The following is a 16037-nucleotide window of genomic DNA, read 5'->3' as shown; positions in this document are numbered from 1 at the left end:
GGACGCAACACGAACGGCGGCTCTCCTCCTTCCGGAAGAGCGCCGCCGTGGTGTCTCGCGGTGATCAGTGGGCCGACGGGACCGCCGTGCCGACGAGCTCGGCCCGCACGATGTCCGCACCAGCCGACAGCGCGCCGAGCTTGTCCAGCGCCGCACCCCGCGCCAGGGGCGCCATCCCGCAGTTGGAGCTGGGGATGAGCTTGTCCGCATCGACGAACTCGAGCGCCCGACGAAGGACCTCCGCGACCTCCTCCGGGGTCTCCACGGTCTCGGTCGCGACGTCGATCGCCCCGAGCATCACCTTCTTGCCGCGGATCAGCTCAACGAGCTCGAGTGGAACGTGGGAGTGGATGCACTCGAGCGAGACGATGTCGATCGAGGACTGCTGCAGCAGTGGGAAGGACTGCTCGTACTGCCGCCACTCGGCGCCGAGGGTCTCCTTCCACTTGTTGTTGGCCTCGATGCCGTAGCCGTAACAGATGTGCACGGCGGTCTCGGCGCGCAGGCCCTCGGCTGCGCGCTCGAGCGCGGCCACGCCCCAGTCCTGCACCTCGTCGTGGAAGACGGTGAAGGCGGGCTCGTCGAACTGGATGATGTCGACGCCGGCGTCCTGCAGTTCCCGGGCCTCTTGGTTGAGGATCGTGGCGAACTCCCACGCCAGCTTCTCGCGGCTCTTGTAGTGCTGGTCGGAGAGCGTGTCGATCATCGTCATCGGGCCGGGGAGCGCCCACTTGATGGGGCGATCGGTCTGAGCCCGCAGGAACTTCGCGTCCTCAACGAAGACCGGCGCCCGACGGCTCACGGCACCGACGACGGTCGGGACGGCCGCGTCGTAGCGGTCGCGGATGCGGACGGTCTCCTTGCGCTCGAGGTCGACGCCGTCCAGGTGCTCGATGAACGTCGTGACGAAGTGCTGGCGGGTCTGCTCGCCGTCGCTGACGATGTCGATGCCACGGCGCTCCTGCTCGTGCACGGCGGATCGGAGGGCGTCCTGCTTGCCCTCGGTCAATGCTGCTCCTTGCAGCTCCCAGGGGGACCAGAGCCGTTCGGGCTCGGCGAGCCAGGACGGTTTCGGCAGGCTGCCGACGATCGAGGTGGGGAGGAGAGAACGCATGGGGGTGACGGTCCAGTCAGTCGAAGGGCAGAGGAAGTCAGCGCGCGAGGGCGGGATCAGCCAACCGGGCGAGGAGTGCGTGGTGCGGCCGCACCAGGTGCTCCTCGGTCCACCGGCCCTGCGTGATCCCGAGGCGGCTGCGCTCCTCGCGGTCGTAGGTCACCGGGGTGGGCGTGAAATCGGTGTGGTCGAGGGTGGGGCGGTAGGTGCTGCCGGCCGGGGTGTTCGCGGCGTAGACCTCCGGGCGGTAGATCTTCTGGAACGTCTCCATGGTGGCGATCGTGCCGATGAGCTGGAGGTCCGTGTAGTCGCCGGTCAGGTCGCCGCGCGTGTAGAACGCGAGCGGGGCAGCCGCCCCGGCGGGCTGGAAGTACCGGACCCGCATGCCCATCCGGCCGAAGTAGTCGTCGGTGAGCGAGGAGTGCTCGTGCTCGTACTCGGCGCCGAGCACCGGGTGGACGTACCCGTTCCGGCGGTAGGTCTGGCTGGTCGAGACACTGATGCAGACGACGGGCTCGCCACTGAAGTTCGAGTGGAACGCGGAGGACTCCAGGAAACGCTGGAAGAGCGCCCCGTGCAGCTGTCCGAAGTCGGACGGCAGCGACGGCGACGACGGCAGCAGCACCGAGAAGTCGTAGTCGCGCAGGTACGACGAGAAGTTGTTGCCGAGGATCCCGCGGTGGCGCTCGCCGGTGTGCTCGTCGACGATCGTGACGTCGAGCATCTCGAGCAGCGGGAACTCCGCGTCGGAACCACCGTCGGAGAACTCCAGTGCGACCGAGACGATGTCGAGCTGCAGACGGTAGCGGTCGTGCGCCGCGGCCAGCTCGTTCGCTCGCCCGTCGATCATCGTCAGCGCAGCGCGGAGGTTCTGCTGACGGCGCTCGCCGCGCGCCAGGTTGGCGAAGTTCGTGGTCAGCCTGGAGCTGTCGGCGGGGGAGTAGTCCTCGTCGAACCGGGTCCGGGTGATGCTGAATGTGAGGTCGTTCGCCATGGTCGGCAATCTGTTCGTCGAGCGCCCGCGGGCGCTGGTGAAGGGGTGCCTCGATCATGGCCGCATTCCCGAGCCATCAGGTAATACCGAGACGCTATGCACCGGTATAGCCTCGGCCTATGGCCCGTGTCTCGAACGACATCACCCTGCAGCAGCTCCGGTACTTCATCGAGGTCGCGACGGAGGGCTCGATCAGCGCGGCGGCCGACCTGCTCTACGTGTCGCAGCCGACGATGTCCGCGGCGATGAAGGACCTGGAGACGCGGATCGGGCGCCCGCTCTTCACCCGATCGGCCAGGGGCGTCGTCCTCACCGTGGACGGCGTCGAGTTCCTCGGGTACGCCCGGCAGGTCGTCGAGCAGGTCTCCCTACTCGAGCAGCGCTACGTCGGCGGCCAGCGGTCGCGTCGGCTGCTCGGGGTGTCCGCCCAGCACTACTCGTTCGCGGTGGAGGCCTTCGTGCGCATGGTCGAAGCAGCGGCTGCGGACGAGTACGAGTTCTCGCTGCGTGAGACACGCACCTGGGACATCATCGAGGACGTCCGCACGCTGCGCAGCGAGGTGGGCATCCTCTACCGCAACGACTTCAACAAGCAGGTGCTCGGCAAGCTGCTGCGGGACGCCGGCGTCGTGTTCACACCGCTGTTCGTCGCGCAGCCGCACATCTTCGTGGCCAAGCGGAACCCGCTCGCGTCGCGGGAGCGTGCGACCCTCGAGGACCTCGCCGACCTGCCTCGGCTCACGTTCGACCAGGGTGCGAACAACTCCTTCTACCTGGCCGAGGAGATCCTGTCGACGATGTCGAGCAAGCGGGAGATCCGTGTCTCGGACCGGGCGACGATCTTCAACCTCATGATCGGCCTCGGTGGGTACACGATCTCGACCGGGCTGATCAGCGACGACCTCGACCCCGAGATCGTCGCCATCCCACTCGACGTCGCCGAACGCATCGAGATCGGCTGGATCGCGCACGCTTCGGTTCCCCTCACCGTGCAGGCGCAGGCGTACCTGGACGAGTTGCGCGCGGTGGTCAGCAGCTACGGCGTCGAGCCGCTCGGGTAGGCAGGCGGCGGGTCCGGCGGTTCCAGCGATCGGCCTGGAGGCACGACACGCGTCCGTCAGGAGGCTGCAGTCTCGATCATCGCTTTCACATGCGGTGCGCTCCACCGCAGGAGCGCGTCAGATGGCGGGTCCTCGAGGTCCTCACCCCAGATCGCGACGGCGGCGCCCGACATCGGAGCCGCGAGCAGCGAACCGGAGTCGCCGTCCCACGCCCGGAGTGACCAGTTCTCGCGGAGGTCGGCGACCGTGTACTCGCTGTCGGCCGGGTCGAGGTCCGTCGGCACCTCGTAGAGGTAGTACGAGTTGTAGTTGAGCAGGTCGACTCCGGCCTGCTGCAGGTCGACCGCACTCGCCCGTCGCGCTCGGCGTTCGCGGCGCTCGGCTGCGTCCTCGGTGTCGCCGTCGAAGCTCCAGTACGTGACGTGGATGCGCGGGTCCAGCCGCCCGACCGCGACCCGATCGATCCCGTCGTTCCAGGCCCAGACCTCGCGGTTGCCGACCGTGGCCGCCATCGCGTTCATCCAGGCGACGCGTTGGGTGGCGGTGATGTCGTCGCCCCATTCATCCCCGCCGATGTGCACGGTTCGGCTGGAGGGGAAGGTCTGCTGCACCTCTGCGTACAGCTTCTTCGCCAGGGCGAGACTCTCCGGCGCCGACGTGTCGAGTTCGTTCTCGCCCGAACGGATGCGGTCGACCCACTTCGTGCCGTGTTCCGCCTCGAGCAGGGCGAAGGCGGCGGCCATGTGTCCGGGAGTGTCGATCTCCGGCACGATCGCGACGCCTCGCTTCGCCCCGTACGCGGAGATCGTGCGTGCCTGCGCGGCACTCAGGAACGGGCGATGGGTCACGCGGCTCGTGTAGACGCCGTGGTCGAGATCCGCGTTCGCAGGGGTCTGGCCGAGCACCGTGCTCTCGATCCCGACGTTCTGGTCATCGGTGAGGTGCAGGTGCAGGAAGCGGCCGCCGTCGTCGGCCAGGAGGTCGATGTACCGCTTGATCAGCGCCACGGGGTAGTAGGCGCGAGCGACGTCGAGCATCACGCCCGTCTCCGGACGCGCGCGGGTCGTGGGCTTGGTGGTGACGGTCGTGGTCGACGTGCGGCACTGCTTCGCGGAGTACGCACCGGCGCAGGCGAGGATGGAGTACTTTCCGGCTGCGGCACGGGAAGGTGTCCCGCGCACTGCGGTGACCGAGGTGCTCGAACCAGCGGCGAGTGCCTTCACCGCGACCCGGCCGAGCGTGTACTTCTTCGTGCCGGCGGACAGGTACAGCCACGCGGAGGAAGCCGGCTTCCGCACCGAGGCGGTGTTCTTGACCTTCAGGGTGGTGCGCACGGCGGTGCCGGTGGTGGACGCGGTGACCTTCGTGACCGTCACCGCCGAGGCTGCGGTGTCCGCTGATCCTGCCGTTGCACGGATGCCGACCAGGGCTGCTGCCGACACCGCGATCGCCAGACCGACCGCAAGCGTGCGTCTGGCGGACGATCCGGGACCCACGTTCCCCTGCTGACGCACCACGACGTTCTCCCCCTCGAACACCCGTTGCCCTCGCTGGATCAGGATGCGCGCACGATCGTATCCGCACCGCGTCGAACGCACATCGCCCAGCGACGTGCAGCGGGGCTCCTCAGCGGACCTCCGCACTCGCCCACAGCGCACGCACAAGACTCCGGGCGCGGCGAAGAAGCGGCTGCAGGCTGAGGGCAGCCCCGACGACCAGCGTGCCGGCCTGTGCGAGGAGGAACGCCACGAGCGCCACCGGGATGAACGCGGTGACGATCCAGGCGGCGGCGAACCCCACGAGCACCACCGCGAGGACCCGCACCGCGGTGGAGTTCCGCGAACCGCGAAGGTCCAGCAGCCCGGCGGCTGCGAAGGCCAACGGGACGAGCGCCTGCAGCACGACCGCGATGGGGAGCCACAGCTGGCTGCTGGTCGCGGGGGAGAGGGTCGCCACGAAGCAGACGACGGCGACAGCGATGACCAGACACGCAGCGTCGCGAGCGAGCGCAGCACCGGCAGTGGCCACGATTCCTGCAGACACGGTGAGTGCTGCGACCATCGGCACTGAGCCCGCGGTGAGCGTGTGCGTTCCGATGAAGCCGAGCAGGTTGTCGACCGCCAGCAGTGAGGCGCCGGTGGTGGCGACCATCAAGGCGGCGGCAGCTCTGCGCACGGAGGGCCAGGTGCCTGACGCCCTCACCGCTCGTCTCCGCCCGCGCGGCATGCGACCCGGATCTTCTCCATGTTCTTCCTCTCGGTTCGCGCCTCGGCACGGCCAACCCAGCCAGAATGCTGCACATCAATACGAGCCACAACCTTGCAGCTGCGATGACCACCGCGGAATCGCTCTTGACTACGTAGACAATCCCGTGGTTGTCTTGCTCCCACACCCGGTCCCGGCCGGTCCCACGGAGCAGCGAAGGAGCTGACGATGAGCGGCAACGCATCGGTTCATCGCCTCCGTCCAGCCTCCATGACCGACGTCGCGACCCTGGCCGGCGTCTCCCAGAAGACCGTCTCCCGCGTGGTGAACGACGAACCGCACGTCACCGAGGCGGTCCGCGCCCGGGTCCTCAAGGCGATCGACGAACTGGGCTTCCGCCCGAACGCAGCCGCCCGCTCCCTCAAGTCGCAGCGCTCCCGCCGGATCGGTCTCATCACCATCGGCACGAACCTGTACGGCCCGACCGCCATGCTCACCGGCGTCGAGCAGGCGTGCCGCACGAACGGGTACAGCCTGGCCATCGTCCGGACCGTCGCCGCGACCGCATCCGAGCTCCAGCCGGCGGTCGACTCGCTCGTCGGCCAGGACGTCGAGGCGATCGTCTTCTCCGAGCCGGTCGAGAACCAGATGGACCAGCTCCGCCTGCCCCAGGGCGTGACGGTGCTGACGCTCGGGCCGCCGGACGTCGCCGACCGAGAGAACACCCTGGCGGTCGGTCTCGACGAGAGCGGCGCCGCGTTCGCGGCCACCGATCACCTGCTCGCCCTCGGGCACGAGACCGTGTGGCACATCGCGGGTCCGGCGGACTGGACCTCGAGTTCGCGCCGGCTGGCGGGGTGGCGGGCGGCGCTGCAGGACGCCGGCGTCGCCGAGCACGCACCGGTCGAGGGGGACTGGTCGCCGCAGAGCGGCTACGAGGCCATGCGCTCGTTGCTCGGCCGTCCGGACCTGACGGCGGTCTTCGTCGCGAACGACCAGATGGCGATCGGCGCGATGTCCGCCATCCAGCAGCACGGGTTGTCCGTGCCGGGTGACGTCAGCATCGTCGGCTTCGACGACATGCCGATCTCGGCTTACCTACCGACGCCGCTCACGACCATCCGTCAGGACTTCGACGAGGCCACCCGCCTCGCGATGCACCGCCTCTTCCGCACCCTCGACGGCCACCCGCCCGCCGAGCGCCACCGGATGCTGCCCGGCCAGCTGATCACGCGCGCCACCAGCGCGCCGCCGTCCGCTGAGCGGCGTCACCTCCGCCCCGCCGACTGAACCCCCGGACGGGAGGCGCGGCCCGCGTCCGTCCCGTGAGTGAGCGCTCACACGCGCTCACCGCCACTTCCGCACGCACCTCGACGACGACGTCAGGAGACCTCCGTGACCCCAGTACCCAGGCGACTCTCCCCACCTGCGCCACCCGTGCCTCCAGGCCGTGGACCGAGCCGACGCGACCTGCTCCGGTGGGGCGCCGCCGCTGGCGGCAGCATCGCCCTCGGCGCGCTGCTCGCGGGCTGCTCCCCGCAGTCGACGGCCGCTGTCCGTTCCGGACGCGCCGACCTGTCCTTCTGGACGCACGACCCCGGCTACGAGAAGTTCTTCACCGAGGCACTGCCGGTCGCGGACCGGAAGTCGGACTTCGACTTCGCGCTCGACATCACCACGATCGCCGCGGCGGACATCCCGACCAAGCTCATCGCGCAGGCCGTCGCCGGCACGGGGACGCCGGACGTCGCCGGGCTCGAGATCGGGGCGTTCTGCCGGATGCTCCGCGGTGACATCGCTGCCGAGCTGCTGAGCGACCTGTCGCCGTCGGTGGCGTCGCGCAAGGACGACCTCATCGCTGCGCGACTCACGCCGTTCTCGAAGGACGGGCACCTCTACGCGCTCGACTCGGACACGCCTTTGTGCGTCTACTACCACCGAGCCGACCAGTTCGAGGCCCTCGGCATCCCCGACGACCTGACGACGTGGGAGGAGTACATGGACGTCGGCGCGAAGCTCAACGAGAGCAAGGGTGTCTCGCTGCACGCCGTGGCGGTCACCGATCCGGGCGGCACGCTGCAGAGCTACCAGATCCTGCTGCTCCAGCGGTGCGGCGACCTGTACGACGAGGACGGCGGCATCGACATCCAGACGCCGGAGGCCGAACGCACCCTGCAGTTCCTGGTCGACGGTGTGCAGTCCGGTGCCATCGCGACGGTCGCCGACATGTACGGACCGAGCCTGCAGTCCGGGCTGAAGGGGGGCACGATCCTGGCCGTCGACATGCCCTCCTGGTACGCCAGCTACGGCATCAAGCCGAACGTGCCCGAGCAGAAGGGCAAGTGGAAGGTGCGGAACCTGCCCCGGTTCGCGGGTGGTGGCAGCACGACGAGCGTCGGCGGCGGTACCGGGTTCTCGGTGCTCCGCGACAAGCCGCTCACGAAGGCCGGGATCGATCTGGTGCTCGCCGCGTACCTCGATCCGGACCAGCAGGTGAAGCGCTACCAGGACCTCGGTTACCTGCCGACGCTCCGATCGGTCTACGACGACCCGCGGCTCGCGGCGCTGAGCGATCCGTACTTCGGCGGGCAGCAGTTGTTCGGCGTCTACAAGTCGGTCGTCGACGACGTGCCCTCGCAGCACCAGAGCGCCGATGCCTCGATCCTGCAGACCGTCCTGAGCGGTTACCTCATCAAGGCCTACAAGGGCCAGATCTCCCCGAAGCAGGCGCTCGACGCCGCTGCGGCCGACTTCCGCGGCCAGACCCGCGCCTGAGGAGGACGACGTTGTCCACATCAACCGCCACCGGCATCCCGGTGTCCGCCACCACGACCACCACCGATCCACCCGATCGCCGTCGCCACCGCCTGAACACGAACGGTGGCAGCGCGCCGTACCTCTTCATCGCGCCGTTCTACGTGCTGTACGGCCTGTTCATGATCGTGCCGGTGCTCGCCGCCGTGTACCTGTCACTCACCGAGTGGGTCGGCCTCGGCACGCCGAACTGGATCGGCCTGTCCAACTACGCGAACCTGTTCCGGGACACCAGCTTCGGCACCGCCCTGGTCAACTCGTTGATCTACACACTCATCGCCGTGTTCGTCATCGTGCCGTGCTCGCTCTTGGTCGCGCAGGCGCTCAACGCCAAGGGACTCCGCGCCCGAGACTTGTTCCGGGTGACGTTCTTCATCCCGATGGTGCTGTCGCCGATCGTCATCGCGCTCATCTACAGCCTGGTGTTCGACACGAACTACGGGCTGCTCAACGCCACGCTCAAGGCGCTGTTCGGCCTGCCGAACACCGACTGGCTCGGCGACCCGACGCTCGCGAAGGTCGCCATCGGCTTCGTGCTCCTGTGGCGCACGGTCGGGTACCTGACGATCTTCTTCCTGGCGGCACTGCAGAACGTGTCGCCCGAGCAGTACGAGGCCGCGTCGCTCGACGGGGCAGGAACCTTCCGGAAGTTCACCAACGTGACGCTCCCGGCGATCCGACCGGTCACGGCGTTCGTCGTGGTGACGAGCTTCATCAGTGCCGCGCAGCTGTTCGACGAGCCCTACCTGCTCACCAAGGGCGGTCCGGGCGAAGCCACGCTCTCCGTCGCCATGTTCATCTACCGCGCCGCCTTCGAACGGCAGCAGTTCGGGTACGCGGCAGCCGCCGGTGTCGTGCTGTTCGTCGTCGTGTTCGGCGTCAGCCAGATCCTCAACCGCGCACTCGCCATCGGGAGGGACGCATGACCGCCACCACCGACCGCCCGGACACCCGGGCCGTCACGACCGCCGGAAGCCGGGCACCCCGGTCCGGCCCGCCCCGCACCAGGGGCTGGATCGCTCGCCGCGGCCTGCTCTACGCCACACTCGTGGCGCTGCTGCTGGTCTTCGTGTTCCCGCTGCTCTGGGCGCTGTCCGGCTCGTTCAAGCAGCGTGGCGACATCTTCGCGACACCGCCCACGCTCATCCCGAGCCCGGCGACGGGGGAGAACTACACGAACCTGCTCGCCACCCAGCCGTTCTGGGCCTGGTTCGGCATCAGTGTGGGCACCGCCCTGATCGCGACCGTCGTGTCCGTGTTCGTCTGCGCGATGGCCGGGTACGGCTTCGCGAAGTTCCGGTTCCGGGGCAAGCGGATCCTGTTCGCCGTGATGTTCTCGTCGCTCTCGGTGCCGTTCGCGGTGATCCTCGTGCCGCTCTTCATCCTGGTGGTGAAGTCCGGGCTGACGAACCCCTGGTTCTCGCTCGTCGTGCCGTGGGTGGCGCCGGCGTTCGGCATCTTCATGATGCAGCAGTTCATCGTGCAGGCGATCCCCGACGAACTCATCGAGGCGGCCCGCATCGACGGCAACTCCGAGTTCGGCACGTTCCGCCGGGTCGTACTCCCGCTGCTCCGACCGTCGCTCGGCGCCCTGGCGGTGTGGAGCTTCCTGCAGAGCTACAACTCCTTCCAGTGGCCGTTGGTCCTGCTGTCCGACTCGAGCCAGTACACGTTGCCCCTCGGCCTCAACGCGATCTTCGCGTCGGAGAACCGGTCGTACGACCTGGTGCTCGCCGGGGTCGTGCTGGCGAGCGTGCCGACGATCCTCGTGTTCCTGCTCCTCCGCAAGCAGCTGCTCGACGGGCTGACCGCGGGGGCGGTCAAGGGATGACCGACACCCGCACCCACCACCGATCCTTCTCGAACGGAGCACCCAGCACCATGCAGCACGACCGCGTCCTCTTCGGCGCCGCCTACTACCACGAGTACCAGCCGACCCCTCGGCTCGATGAGGACATGCGCCTGATGCAGGAGGCCGGCTTCTCGGTCATCCGCGTCGGTGAGTCCGTCTGGAGCACCTGGGAGCCGGAGAACGGCCGCTTCGACCTGGAGTGGCTCGCACCGGTGCTCGACGCCGCCCACGAACACGGCATCCGGGTGATCCTCGGTACACCCACGTACGCCGTGCCGATGTGGCTCGCCCGCATCGTGCCGGAGATCAACGTCCGCCGCCGCACCGACGGCGAGGCGATGGGCTGGGGTGCCCGGCAGGAGATCGACTACGCCCACCCGGCGTTCCTGTTCCACGCCGAGCGGGTCATCCGGAAGATCGTCGCCCGCTACGCCGAGCACCCAGCCGTGATCGGCTACCAGGTCGACAACGAACCGGGCAACGAGCTCATCGCGAACCCCGAGGTGTTCCAACGCTTCGTCGACCACCTGCGCCACACCTACGGCAGCGTCGAGCGGCTGAACGAGGAGTGGGGCCTGACCTACTGGTCCCACCGGCTGTCCACCTGGGCTGACCTGTGGACGCCGGACGGCAACGCGCAGCCGCAGTACGACCTGGCCTGGCGCCGGTTCCAGGCCTCGATCACGACGGACTTCATCGCCTGGCAGGCATCGGTCGTGCGGGAGTACTCGCGTCCGGACCAGTTCGTGACCACGTGCATCGCCTACGAGCGGCCGACCGTCGAGGACGAGGTGCTCACCCGGACGCTCGACGTCACCGCCGGCAACCCGTACTACCGGATGCAGGACGCCCTCGAGCTGCCGAGTGCCGAGGAACCCGCACAGTTCTGGACCTCGTCCGGTGCCTGGTCGATCTTCGCCTCGGGCGACCGCATGTACGGGTCGAAGCAGGCACCGTTCCTGGTCACCGAGACCAACGCGCAGGCCATCGGGTTCTCGTGGATGAACGAACCCGCCTACGAAGGGCAGTGGCGCCAGGCCGCCTGGGCGCTCGTCTCCCGAGGCGCGTCGATGATCGAGTACTGGCACTGGCACACGCTGCACTACGGCGTCGAGACGTACTGGGGTGGCGTCCTGCCGCACTCGCAGCAGCCCGGTCGCACCTACGAGGAGATCGCCCGGATCGGAGCGGAGTTCGCGCACGCCGGGGAGCGGGTCGCCGGCCTCCGCCCGCACGCCGACGTCGCCCTGCTGTTCTCGAACGAGTCCAAGTGGGCACTCAACGAGCACCCGGCACTCGGCGACGGCATGGAGCCCGACCGGCGCTCGTGGCAGACGATCCACGACGCCTTCGCCCGAGGGGTCTTCGACGCGGGACTGCAGGCGAACACCGTGCACCCGTCGCAGGTCTTCGACCGTGAGCCGGCGTCCTTCGCCGCGGAGCGTCCGGTGCTCGTCGCTGCCGCGTTCACCATCGCGACCGACGCCCAGCTGCAGTGGCTCGCCGCCTACGCCGAGGCAGGTGGACACCTCGTCGTCGGCATCCGCACCGGGTACGAGGACGAAGAGGCCCGTGCGCGGCTCGAACGGAAGCCCGCGTTCCTCGACGTGCCCGCGGGCGTGCACTACGACGAGTTCAGCAACCTCGGCCGACGCATCCCGGTGTCCGCCGGAGCCGCTGCCGCTGAGCACGGGTTCACCGTGCCGGCCGGGGCGACGGCCACCCGGTGGGCGGACGGCCTGCTCGTCGACGACGCCGACGTGCTCGTCGGGTACGACCACCCGCACCACGGTCGGTTCGCGGCGGTGACCACCCGGTCGCACGGAGCCGGTCGGGTCACCTACGTCGGGACCGTCCCGGATCCGGCGCTCGCCGCGGCGATCACGGAGTGGGCGGTCGCGCAGGGCAGCGGGGCGCCGAGCTGGCAGCCGCAGGCCGACACACAGTCGGTCGCGAGCTCGGTCAACGGTCGTGGCGAGACGGTGCACGTCATCCACAACTGGTCGTGGGAACCGAGCACGTACGCGGTGCCGGTCGCCGTGGAGGACCTGTTCGAGGGCACGGCACTCGACGCGGATGCCGTGCTCGAGCTCGGGCCGTGGGACGTCCGGGTCGTCATCGTCGCCTAGCGAGACCGGAGCAGGCGGGCCGTCGGGTCGGACGGTCCGCCTGCTCCTTCTGTGCAACAGCGGCACCCGGACAGTGGTCAGGCCGCGGCCCGGAACGCCTCCAACGCCGTTCGGGCTTCCGTCGACGACGCGAGTGAGACGGAGCGGCTGCCGATGCCCGTCGCCAGGGACAGCGCGACGGCGGCGGCACCGACCTCGGACGCCGAGACCCACTCCGGCTCGCCGTCGACGAACCGGGTCCGCACCGGCCCGAGCACGAGCGCGTGGACATGCTCGTCCGGCGACTCCGCCGCGAGGACCCGCTGCATCATGAGCACCGCGGCCTGCTCCATGCTCACCAGCCCGCTGCCCGGCACCGGGAACTCGGCGGACTGCCCGACGACCACCGTGTACGCGCCGACGCCACTGAGCCGCGGGACGATCGCCCGCGCCAGTGCCATGTGCGCCGTGGCGAGCCCGGTGAACGCTCCCGCCCAGTCGTCCTCGTCGATGGTGGTCAGGGGCCCGCCCTGCCACCATCCGCCCACGGGGACGACCACGTCGTCGATGCCGCCGAGTCGTTCGGTCATCTCGGCACCGAGTGCTTCCGCCCCGGCGAAGGACGTGTAGTCGTGCGTCGGCAGGTGCAGCAGCTGGGAGGTGCCGATCGCGCCGAGCGCGGCGCGGAGTTCTGTGCCGCGCGCATCCGAACGGGTGGGGACGACGACGTCGGCACCGGCGTTGAGGTAGGCGCTGACGATGCCCTCCCCGACACCGCCTGTGCCGCCCGGCACGAGGACGCGACGACCTGAGAGGTCAGGGCTGATGGGATCTGTGGACATGTTCGACTCCTTGGTGAGACCAATGTTGGTTCAACCAACGATACGCTCAAATGGTTGGTCGCACCAACTGATAGTCTTCGGGCATGGCCGACGACCCCACTCCACCCCAGGCGCTCCGGACGCTCGTGAGCTGGCAGGCCGGGCGACTCGCCACGATCGGTGCGCGCCTGACCAGCGCCCGGATGCCCCTCGAAGCGCGATCCGACTTCGCGGTGCTGGCAGCGCTCGACGAGAACGGCGCGCTGAGTCAGGCTGAGATCGGTCGGGTGCTGGGCCTGGACCGCAACAACGTCAACGGCATCGTCGTCCGGCTCGAAGGAGACGAGGCCGTGACTCGGGAGCCCGACCCGACAGACCGCCGGCGGAACGTCGTCACGATCACGGCCGCTGGTCGGGTCACGCTCGCCGAGATCCAGGTGCTCGCGGATGCCGTGCAGGACGAACTGCTCGCCGCGTTGTCCACGAAGGAGCGGAAGGACCTCATTCACCTGCTCGACCGGGTTCTCTCCGTTCACGGTGGCCAGTCCGCCTGACCCCGCGGACGACTCCGCAGGGCTGACCGCCCAGGGGTGACGGCGACGATCCCCGCTGCTATGTTTGCGCGCACAACAAATCCCGGACGACGACGTCGGAGGACGCGCGATGACGCACGCACCAGATCACCGCTTCGGCGAGACGACCCTGACGGTCGCCGATGCCGAAGGCAATCCCATCCCCGATGCCGACATCACCGTCGAGCAGACCCGCCATGCCTTCGCCTTCGGCAACATCGGCTTCGACTTCATCGAACTGGCCAACGGCGAGGCGACCGGCGAAGCCAACGCCGAAGCCAACGCCGAAGCGCAGGACGAAGCAGGCACCGAGCACCTCGCCGACCTCTACACCGACGTCTTCAACACCGCGACGCTCCCGTTCTACTGGGGCCGCTTCGAGCCCGAGCGCGGAGCCCCGGACACCGCCAGGCTCCTGACGACGGCGCAGTGGTTCCGCGACCGCGGCATCGCCCTCAAGGGTCACCCGCTCGTCTGGCACACCGTGCAGCCCGATTGGCTGCTGGGGCTCCCGCTGGACGAGGTCGACCAGCTGCAGCGGGAGCGCATCCGCCGCGAGGTCTCCGCCTTCGCCGGCACGATCGACACCTGGGACGCCATCAACGAGGTCGTCATCATGCCGGTGTTCGACAACGGCGACAACGCGATCACCCCGCTCGCCCGCGCCAAGGGCCGCATCCCGATGATCCGGATGGCCTTCGAGGAGGCCCGCGCCGCCAATCCACACGCCACCCTGCTGCTCAACGACTTCGACCTGTCGAGTGCGTACGAGTGCCTGATCGAGGGCGTGCTCGAAGCCGGCGTGCAGATCGACGCCATCGGACTGCAGACCCACATGCACCAGGGCTACTGGGGCGAGGACACGATGCTCGCGATGGTCGACCGGTTCGCCCGCTACGGCCTGCCGCTGCACCTGACCGAGACCTCGCTCGTCTCCGGCGACCTCATGCCCGCGCACATCGTCGACCTCAACGACCACCAGGTCGCCTCGTGGCCGTCGACGCCCGAGGGTGAGGCGCGCCAGGCCGACGACATCGAACGGCACTACCGGAGCCTGGTCGGGCACCCTTCCGTCGAGGCGATCACCTACTGGGGCATCACCGACGCCGGCGCCTGGCTCGGCGCCCCGATCGGACTCGTCCGCGCCGACGGCAGCCCGAAGCCGTCCTACGACGCGCTCCGCCGCCTGGTCAAGGAGGAGTGGTGGCTCGGCCCGACGGTGCTCCGCACCGACGACCGCGGTCGGGTGCAGGTCCGCGGCTTCCGCGGCGACTACCGGGTCGACGTGCGCGGCACGTCGTCCGCCCCGTTCACCGTCACCGACGTGCCCACGCAGGTGCAGATCGTCGCGTGACCACCTGACGGACTGGAGGCCCGGTGCGGCCCCGCCCCGCGCCTCCAGTCCGTCAGTGGCGGACCTGGCTGTGGGGGTGCTCATGGCTCTGATCGGGGTGGTGCGCTTTGCTGGGCGAGACCAGCGGACCGTCCGCGGCGCCGTGAGGGGTGGACTTGATGCGTACGAGCAGACCGCACGGACGGCTCCTGCTCGTGGGGCAGCGCTCGCTCCTCGTGACCGCTGTGTCGGCGTCGGGGCTCGCACTGGTGACCGGGTGCAGTTCGCCCCGCCTGCCGCCGTCGTCCGCAACCTCTGTCGAGGTGACGAAGGTGTACCTGGCTGCGGCGAAGGCGCAGCGGTGTGACGTGACGAAGGCGTTGACGCTCGACAGCACGTGGGCGTGGTGCCGGAACCCGACGCTGCGGAAGTACACCGTCGCGGACAAGGCGGAATCGGTGCTGTTCAACCCTGGCCACAAGACGGAGTCCTGCGTCGACACGACGGTGACGAGTCGAGCGTCGGAGGAATCGGAGCCGATGAACGGGACGCGCACGTGGAGCTTCTGCTTCACGAAGACGGCGTCCGGATGGCGCCTCGCGGACCAGGGACAGGGCTAGGGCGCGCGCCCCTCCTGAGGCGGCCGGAAGGGCCAGGCGTCAGCGTGGGTGTGCGGCACCGCGACGACCTGGAGGTACGGGCTGACCATCTCGAGCAGCTCGACGACGTCAGCGCTGAACCACGCCCGGGCCCCCGTGTCCGCCGTCACCTGGTCGCGCGTCCTGCGGCCACCACACCCCAGAAGGCTCCGCCGACGAGGATCGCGGCGCACGCGACGAACGCGGGGATGTCGTCGGCGCGTCCGAGTGCGATGTAGACCAGGCTCACTGACACGGTCGCGCCGCCGGCGATGCTCGTCGGGACGATCGCTGCTCGGTGGCCGATGATCCAGCTCTCGTCGCTGCGCATGGTCGCCCGGGTACGGATGCCGACGAGCCCGTTCCTGCCGATGGTGCCCCGCGCCGGCAGGACGACGAAGACGATGGTCAGGACGGCGGCTGCCATCTCGATCGCGATCACGTGATCTCCTTCTGGGTCGGTCATCGCGCTCGCGTGGGGCTGAGATCGGAGCGCGTCAGACCAAACCTGCCGGTATCCGGTGA

15 protein-coding genes are annotated in these 16037 nt (G+C 69.2%); 8 read left to right on the top strand and 7 right to left on the bottom strand.

Going from position 1 to position 16037, the window contains the following annotated elements; translation table 11 throughout:
- Positions 1–64 precede the first annotated feature (64 nt).
- Together DEJ21_RS07965 and DEJ21_RS07960 are read right to left on the bottom strand one after the other, a co-directional pair.
- Complete coding sequence (locus DEJ21_RS07965; protein ID WP_111224250.1) at positions 65–1114, bottom strand: methionine synthase; 1050 nt, start codon at positions 1112–1114, stop codon at positions 65–67.
- A gap of 37 nt (positions 1115–1151) precedes the next feature.
- Positions 1152–2108, bottom strand: coding sequence for a putative oxygenase MesX (locus DEJ21_RS07960; RefSeq protein WP_111224249.1), 957 nt, complete (start codon positions 2106–2108; stop codon positions 1152–1154).
- Between the two features lie 119 nt (positions 2109–2227).
- Between DEJ21_RS07960 and DEJ21_RS07955 the strand changes: the two genes are divergently transcribed.
- Positions 2228–3169: a LysR family transcriptional regulator gene (locus DEJ21_RS07955; protein ID WP_111224248.1), complete on the top strand. Its 942-nt coding sequence runs from the start codon at positions 2228–2230 to the stop codon at positions 3167–3169.
- Between the two features lie 56 nt (positions 3170–3225).
- On the opposite strand, the gene DEJ21_RS07950 is transcribed toward DEJ21_RS07955, so the two are convergent.
- Both DEJ21_RS07950 and DEJ21_RS07945 read right to left on the bottom strand, forming a co-directional pair.
- A complete protein-coding gene (locus DEJ21_RS07950; protein ID WP_146247724.1) occupies positions 3226–4665 on the bottom strand; it encodes a family 20 glycosylhydrolase in 1440 nt (479 codons plus the stop codon).
- 130 nt (positions 4666–4795) lie between these two features.
- A complete protein-coding gene (locus tag DEJ21_RS07945; protein ID WP_111224246.1) occupies positions 4796–5320 on the bottom strand; it encodes a hypothetical protein in 525 nt (174 codons plus the stop codon).
- A gap of 282 nt (positions 5321–5602) precedes the next feature.
- On the opposite strand from DEJ21_RS07945, the gene DEJ21_RS07940 reads away from it, so the two are divergent.
- The 5 genes from DEJ21_RS07940 to DEJ21_RS07920 all read left to right on the top strand — a co-directional run bounded on the left by DEJ21_RS07940 (position 5603) and on the right by DEJ21_RS07920 (position 12169).
- Positions 5603–6664, top strand: coding sequence for a LacI family DNA-binding transcriptional regulator (locus tag DEJ21_RS07940; RefSeq protein WP_209050904.1), 1062 nt, complete (start codon positions 5603–5605; stop codon positions 6662–6664).
- Between the two features lie 147 nt (positions 6665–6811).
- Positions 6812–8149 (top strand): ABC transporter substrate-binding protein, encoded by a 1338-nt coding sequence (locus tag DEJ21_RS07935; RefSeq protein ID WP_111224245.1) that lies wholly within the window; start codon positions 6812–6814, stop codon positions 8147–8149.
- Positions 8150–8160: 11 nt separating this feature from the next.
- A complete protein-coding gene (locus tag DEJ21_RS07930; RefSeq protein ID WP_220036562.1) occupies positions 8161–9114 on the top strand; it encodes a carbohydrate ABC transporter permease in 954 nt (317 codons plus the stop codon).
- Positions 9111–10019 carry a carbohydrate ABC transporter permease gene (locus DEJ21_RS07925; protein ID WP_111224244.1) on the top strand — a complete coding sequence of 303 codons (909 nt, stop codon included), beginning with the start codon at positions 9111–9113 and terminating at the stop codon, positions 10017–10019. Before DEJ21_RS07930 ends, DEJ21_RS07925 begins: the two co-directional genes overlap by 4 nt.
- Before the next feature lie 50 nt (positions 10020–10069).
- Positions 10070–12169, top strand: coding sequence for a beta-galactosidase (locus DEJ21_RS07920; protein ID WP_111224293.1), 2100 nt, complete (start codon positions 10070–10072; stop codon positions 12167–12169).
- Between the two features lie 77 nt (positions 12170–12246).
- Here DEJ21_RS07920 and DEJ21_RS07915 read toward each other — a convergent pair whose 3' ends face one another.
- Complete coding sequence (locus tag DEJ21_RS07915; protein ID WP_111224243.1) at positions 12247–12990, bottom strand: SDR family oxidoreductase; 744 nt, start codon at positions 12988–12990, stop codon at positions 12247–12249.
- A gap of 83 nt (positions 12991–13073) precedes the next feature.
- On the opposite strand from DEJ21_RS07915, the gene DEJ21_RS07910 reads away from it, so the two are divergent.
- On the top strand, positions 13074–13523 hold the full coding sequence (locus tag DEJ21_RS07910; RefSeq protein ID WP_111224242.1) for a MarR family winged helix-turn-helix transcriptional regulator: 450 nt from the start codon (positions 13074–13076) through the stop codon (positions 13521–13523).
- Positions 13524–13632: 109 nt separating this feature from the next.
- The gene (locus tag DEJ21_RS07905) at positions 13633–14895 is read left to right on the top strand and encodes an endo-1,4-beta-xylanase (RefSeq protein WP_111224241.1); all 1263 of its coding nucleotides are present in this window, start codon (positions 13633–13635) and stop codon (positions 14893–14895) included.
- Between the two features lie 52 nt (positions 14896–14947).
- On the opposite strand, the gene DEJ21_RS17970 is transcribed toward DEJ21_RS07905, so the two are convergent.
- A complete protein-coding gene (locus tag DEJ21_RS17970; RefSeq protein WP_146247723.1) occupies positions 14948–15448 on the bottom strand; it encodes a hypothetical protein in 501 nt (166 codons plus the stop codon).
- A 191-nt stretch (positions 15449–15639) separates the two neighbouring features.
- On the bottom strand, positions 15640–15954 hold the full coding sequence (locus DEJ21_RS07895; protein ID WP_181433097.1) for an SdpI family protein: 315 nt from the start codon (positions 15952–15954) through the stop codon (positions 15640–15642).
- Positions 15955–16037: the final 83 nt, after the last annotated feature.

The sequence above is a fragment of the Curtobacterium sp. MCSS17_006 genome (assembly GCF_003234215.1).
Lineage (GTDB): Bacteria > Actinomycetota > Actinomycetes > Actinomycetales > Microbacteriaceae > Curtobacterium > Curtobacterium flaccumfaciens.
Note: the sequence above shows the minus strand (reverse complement) of the source record. Positions and strands in the feature narration are given on the sequence as shown.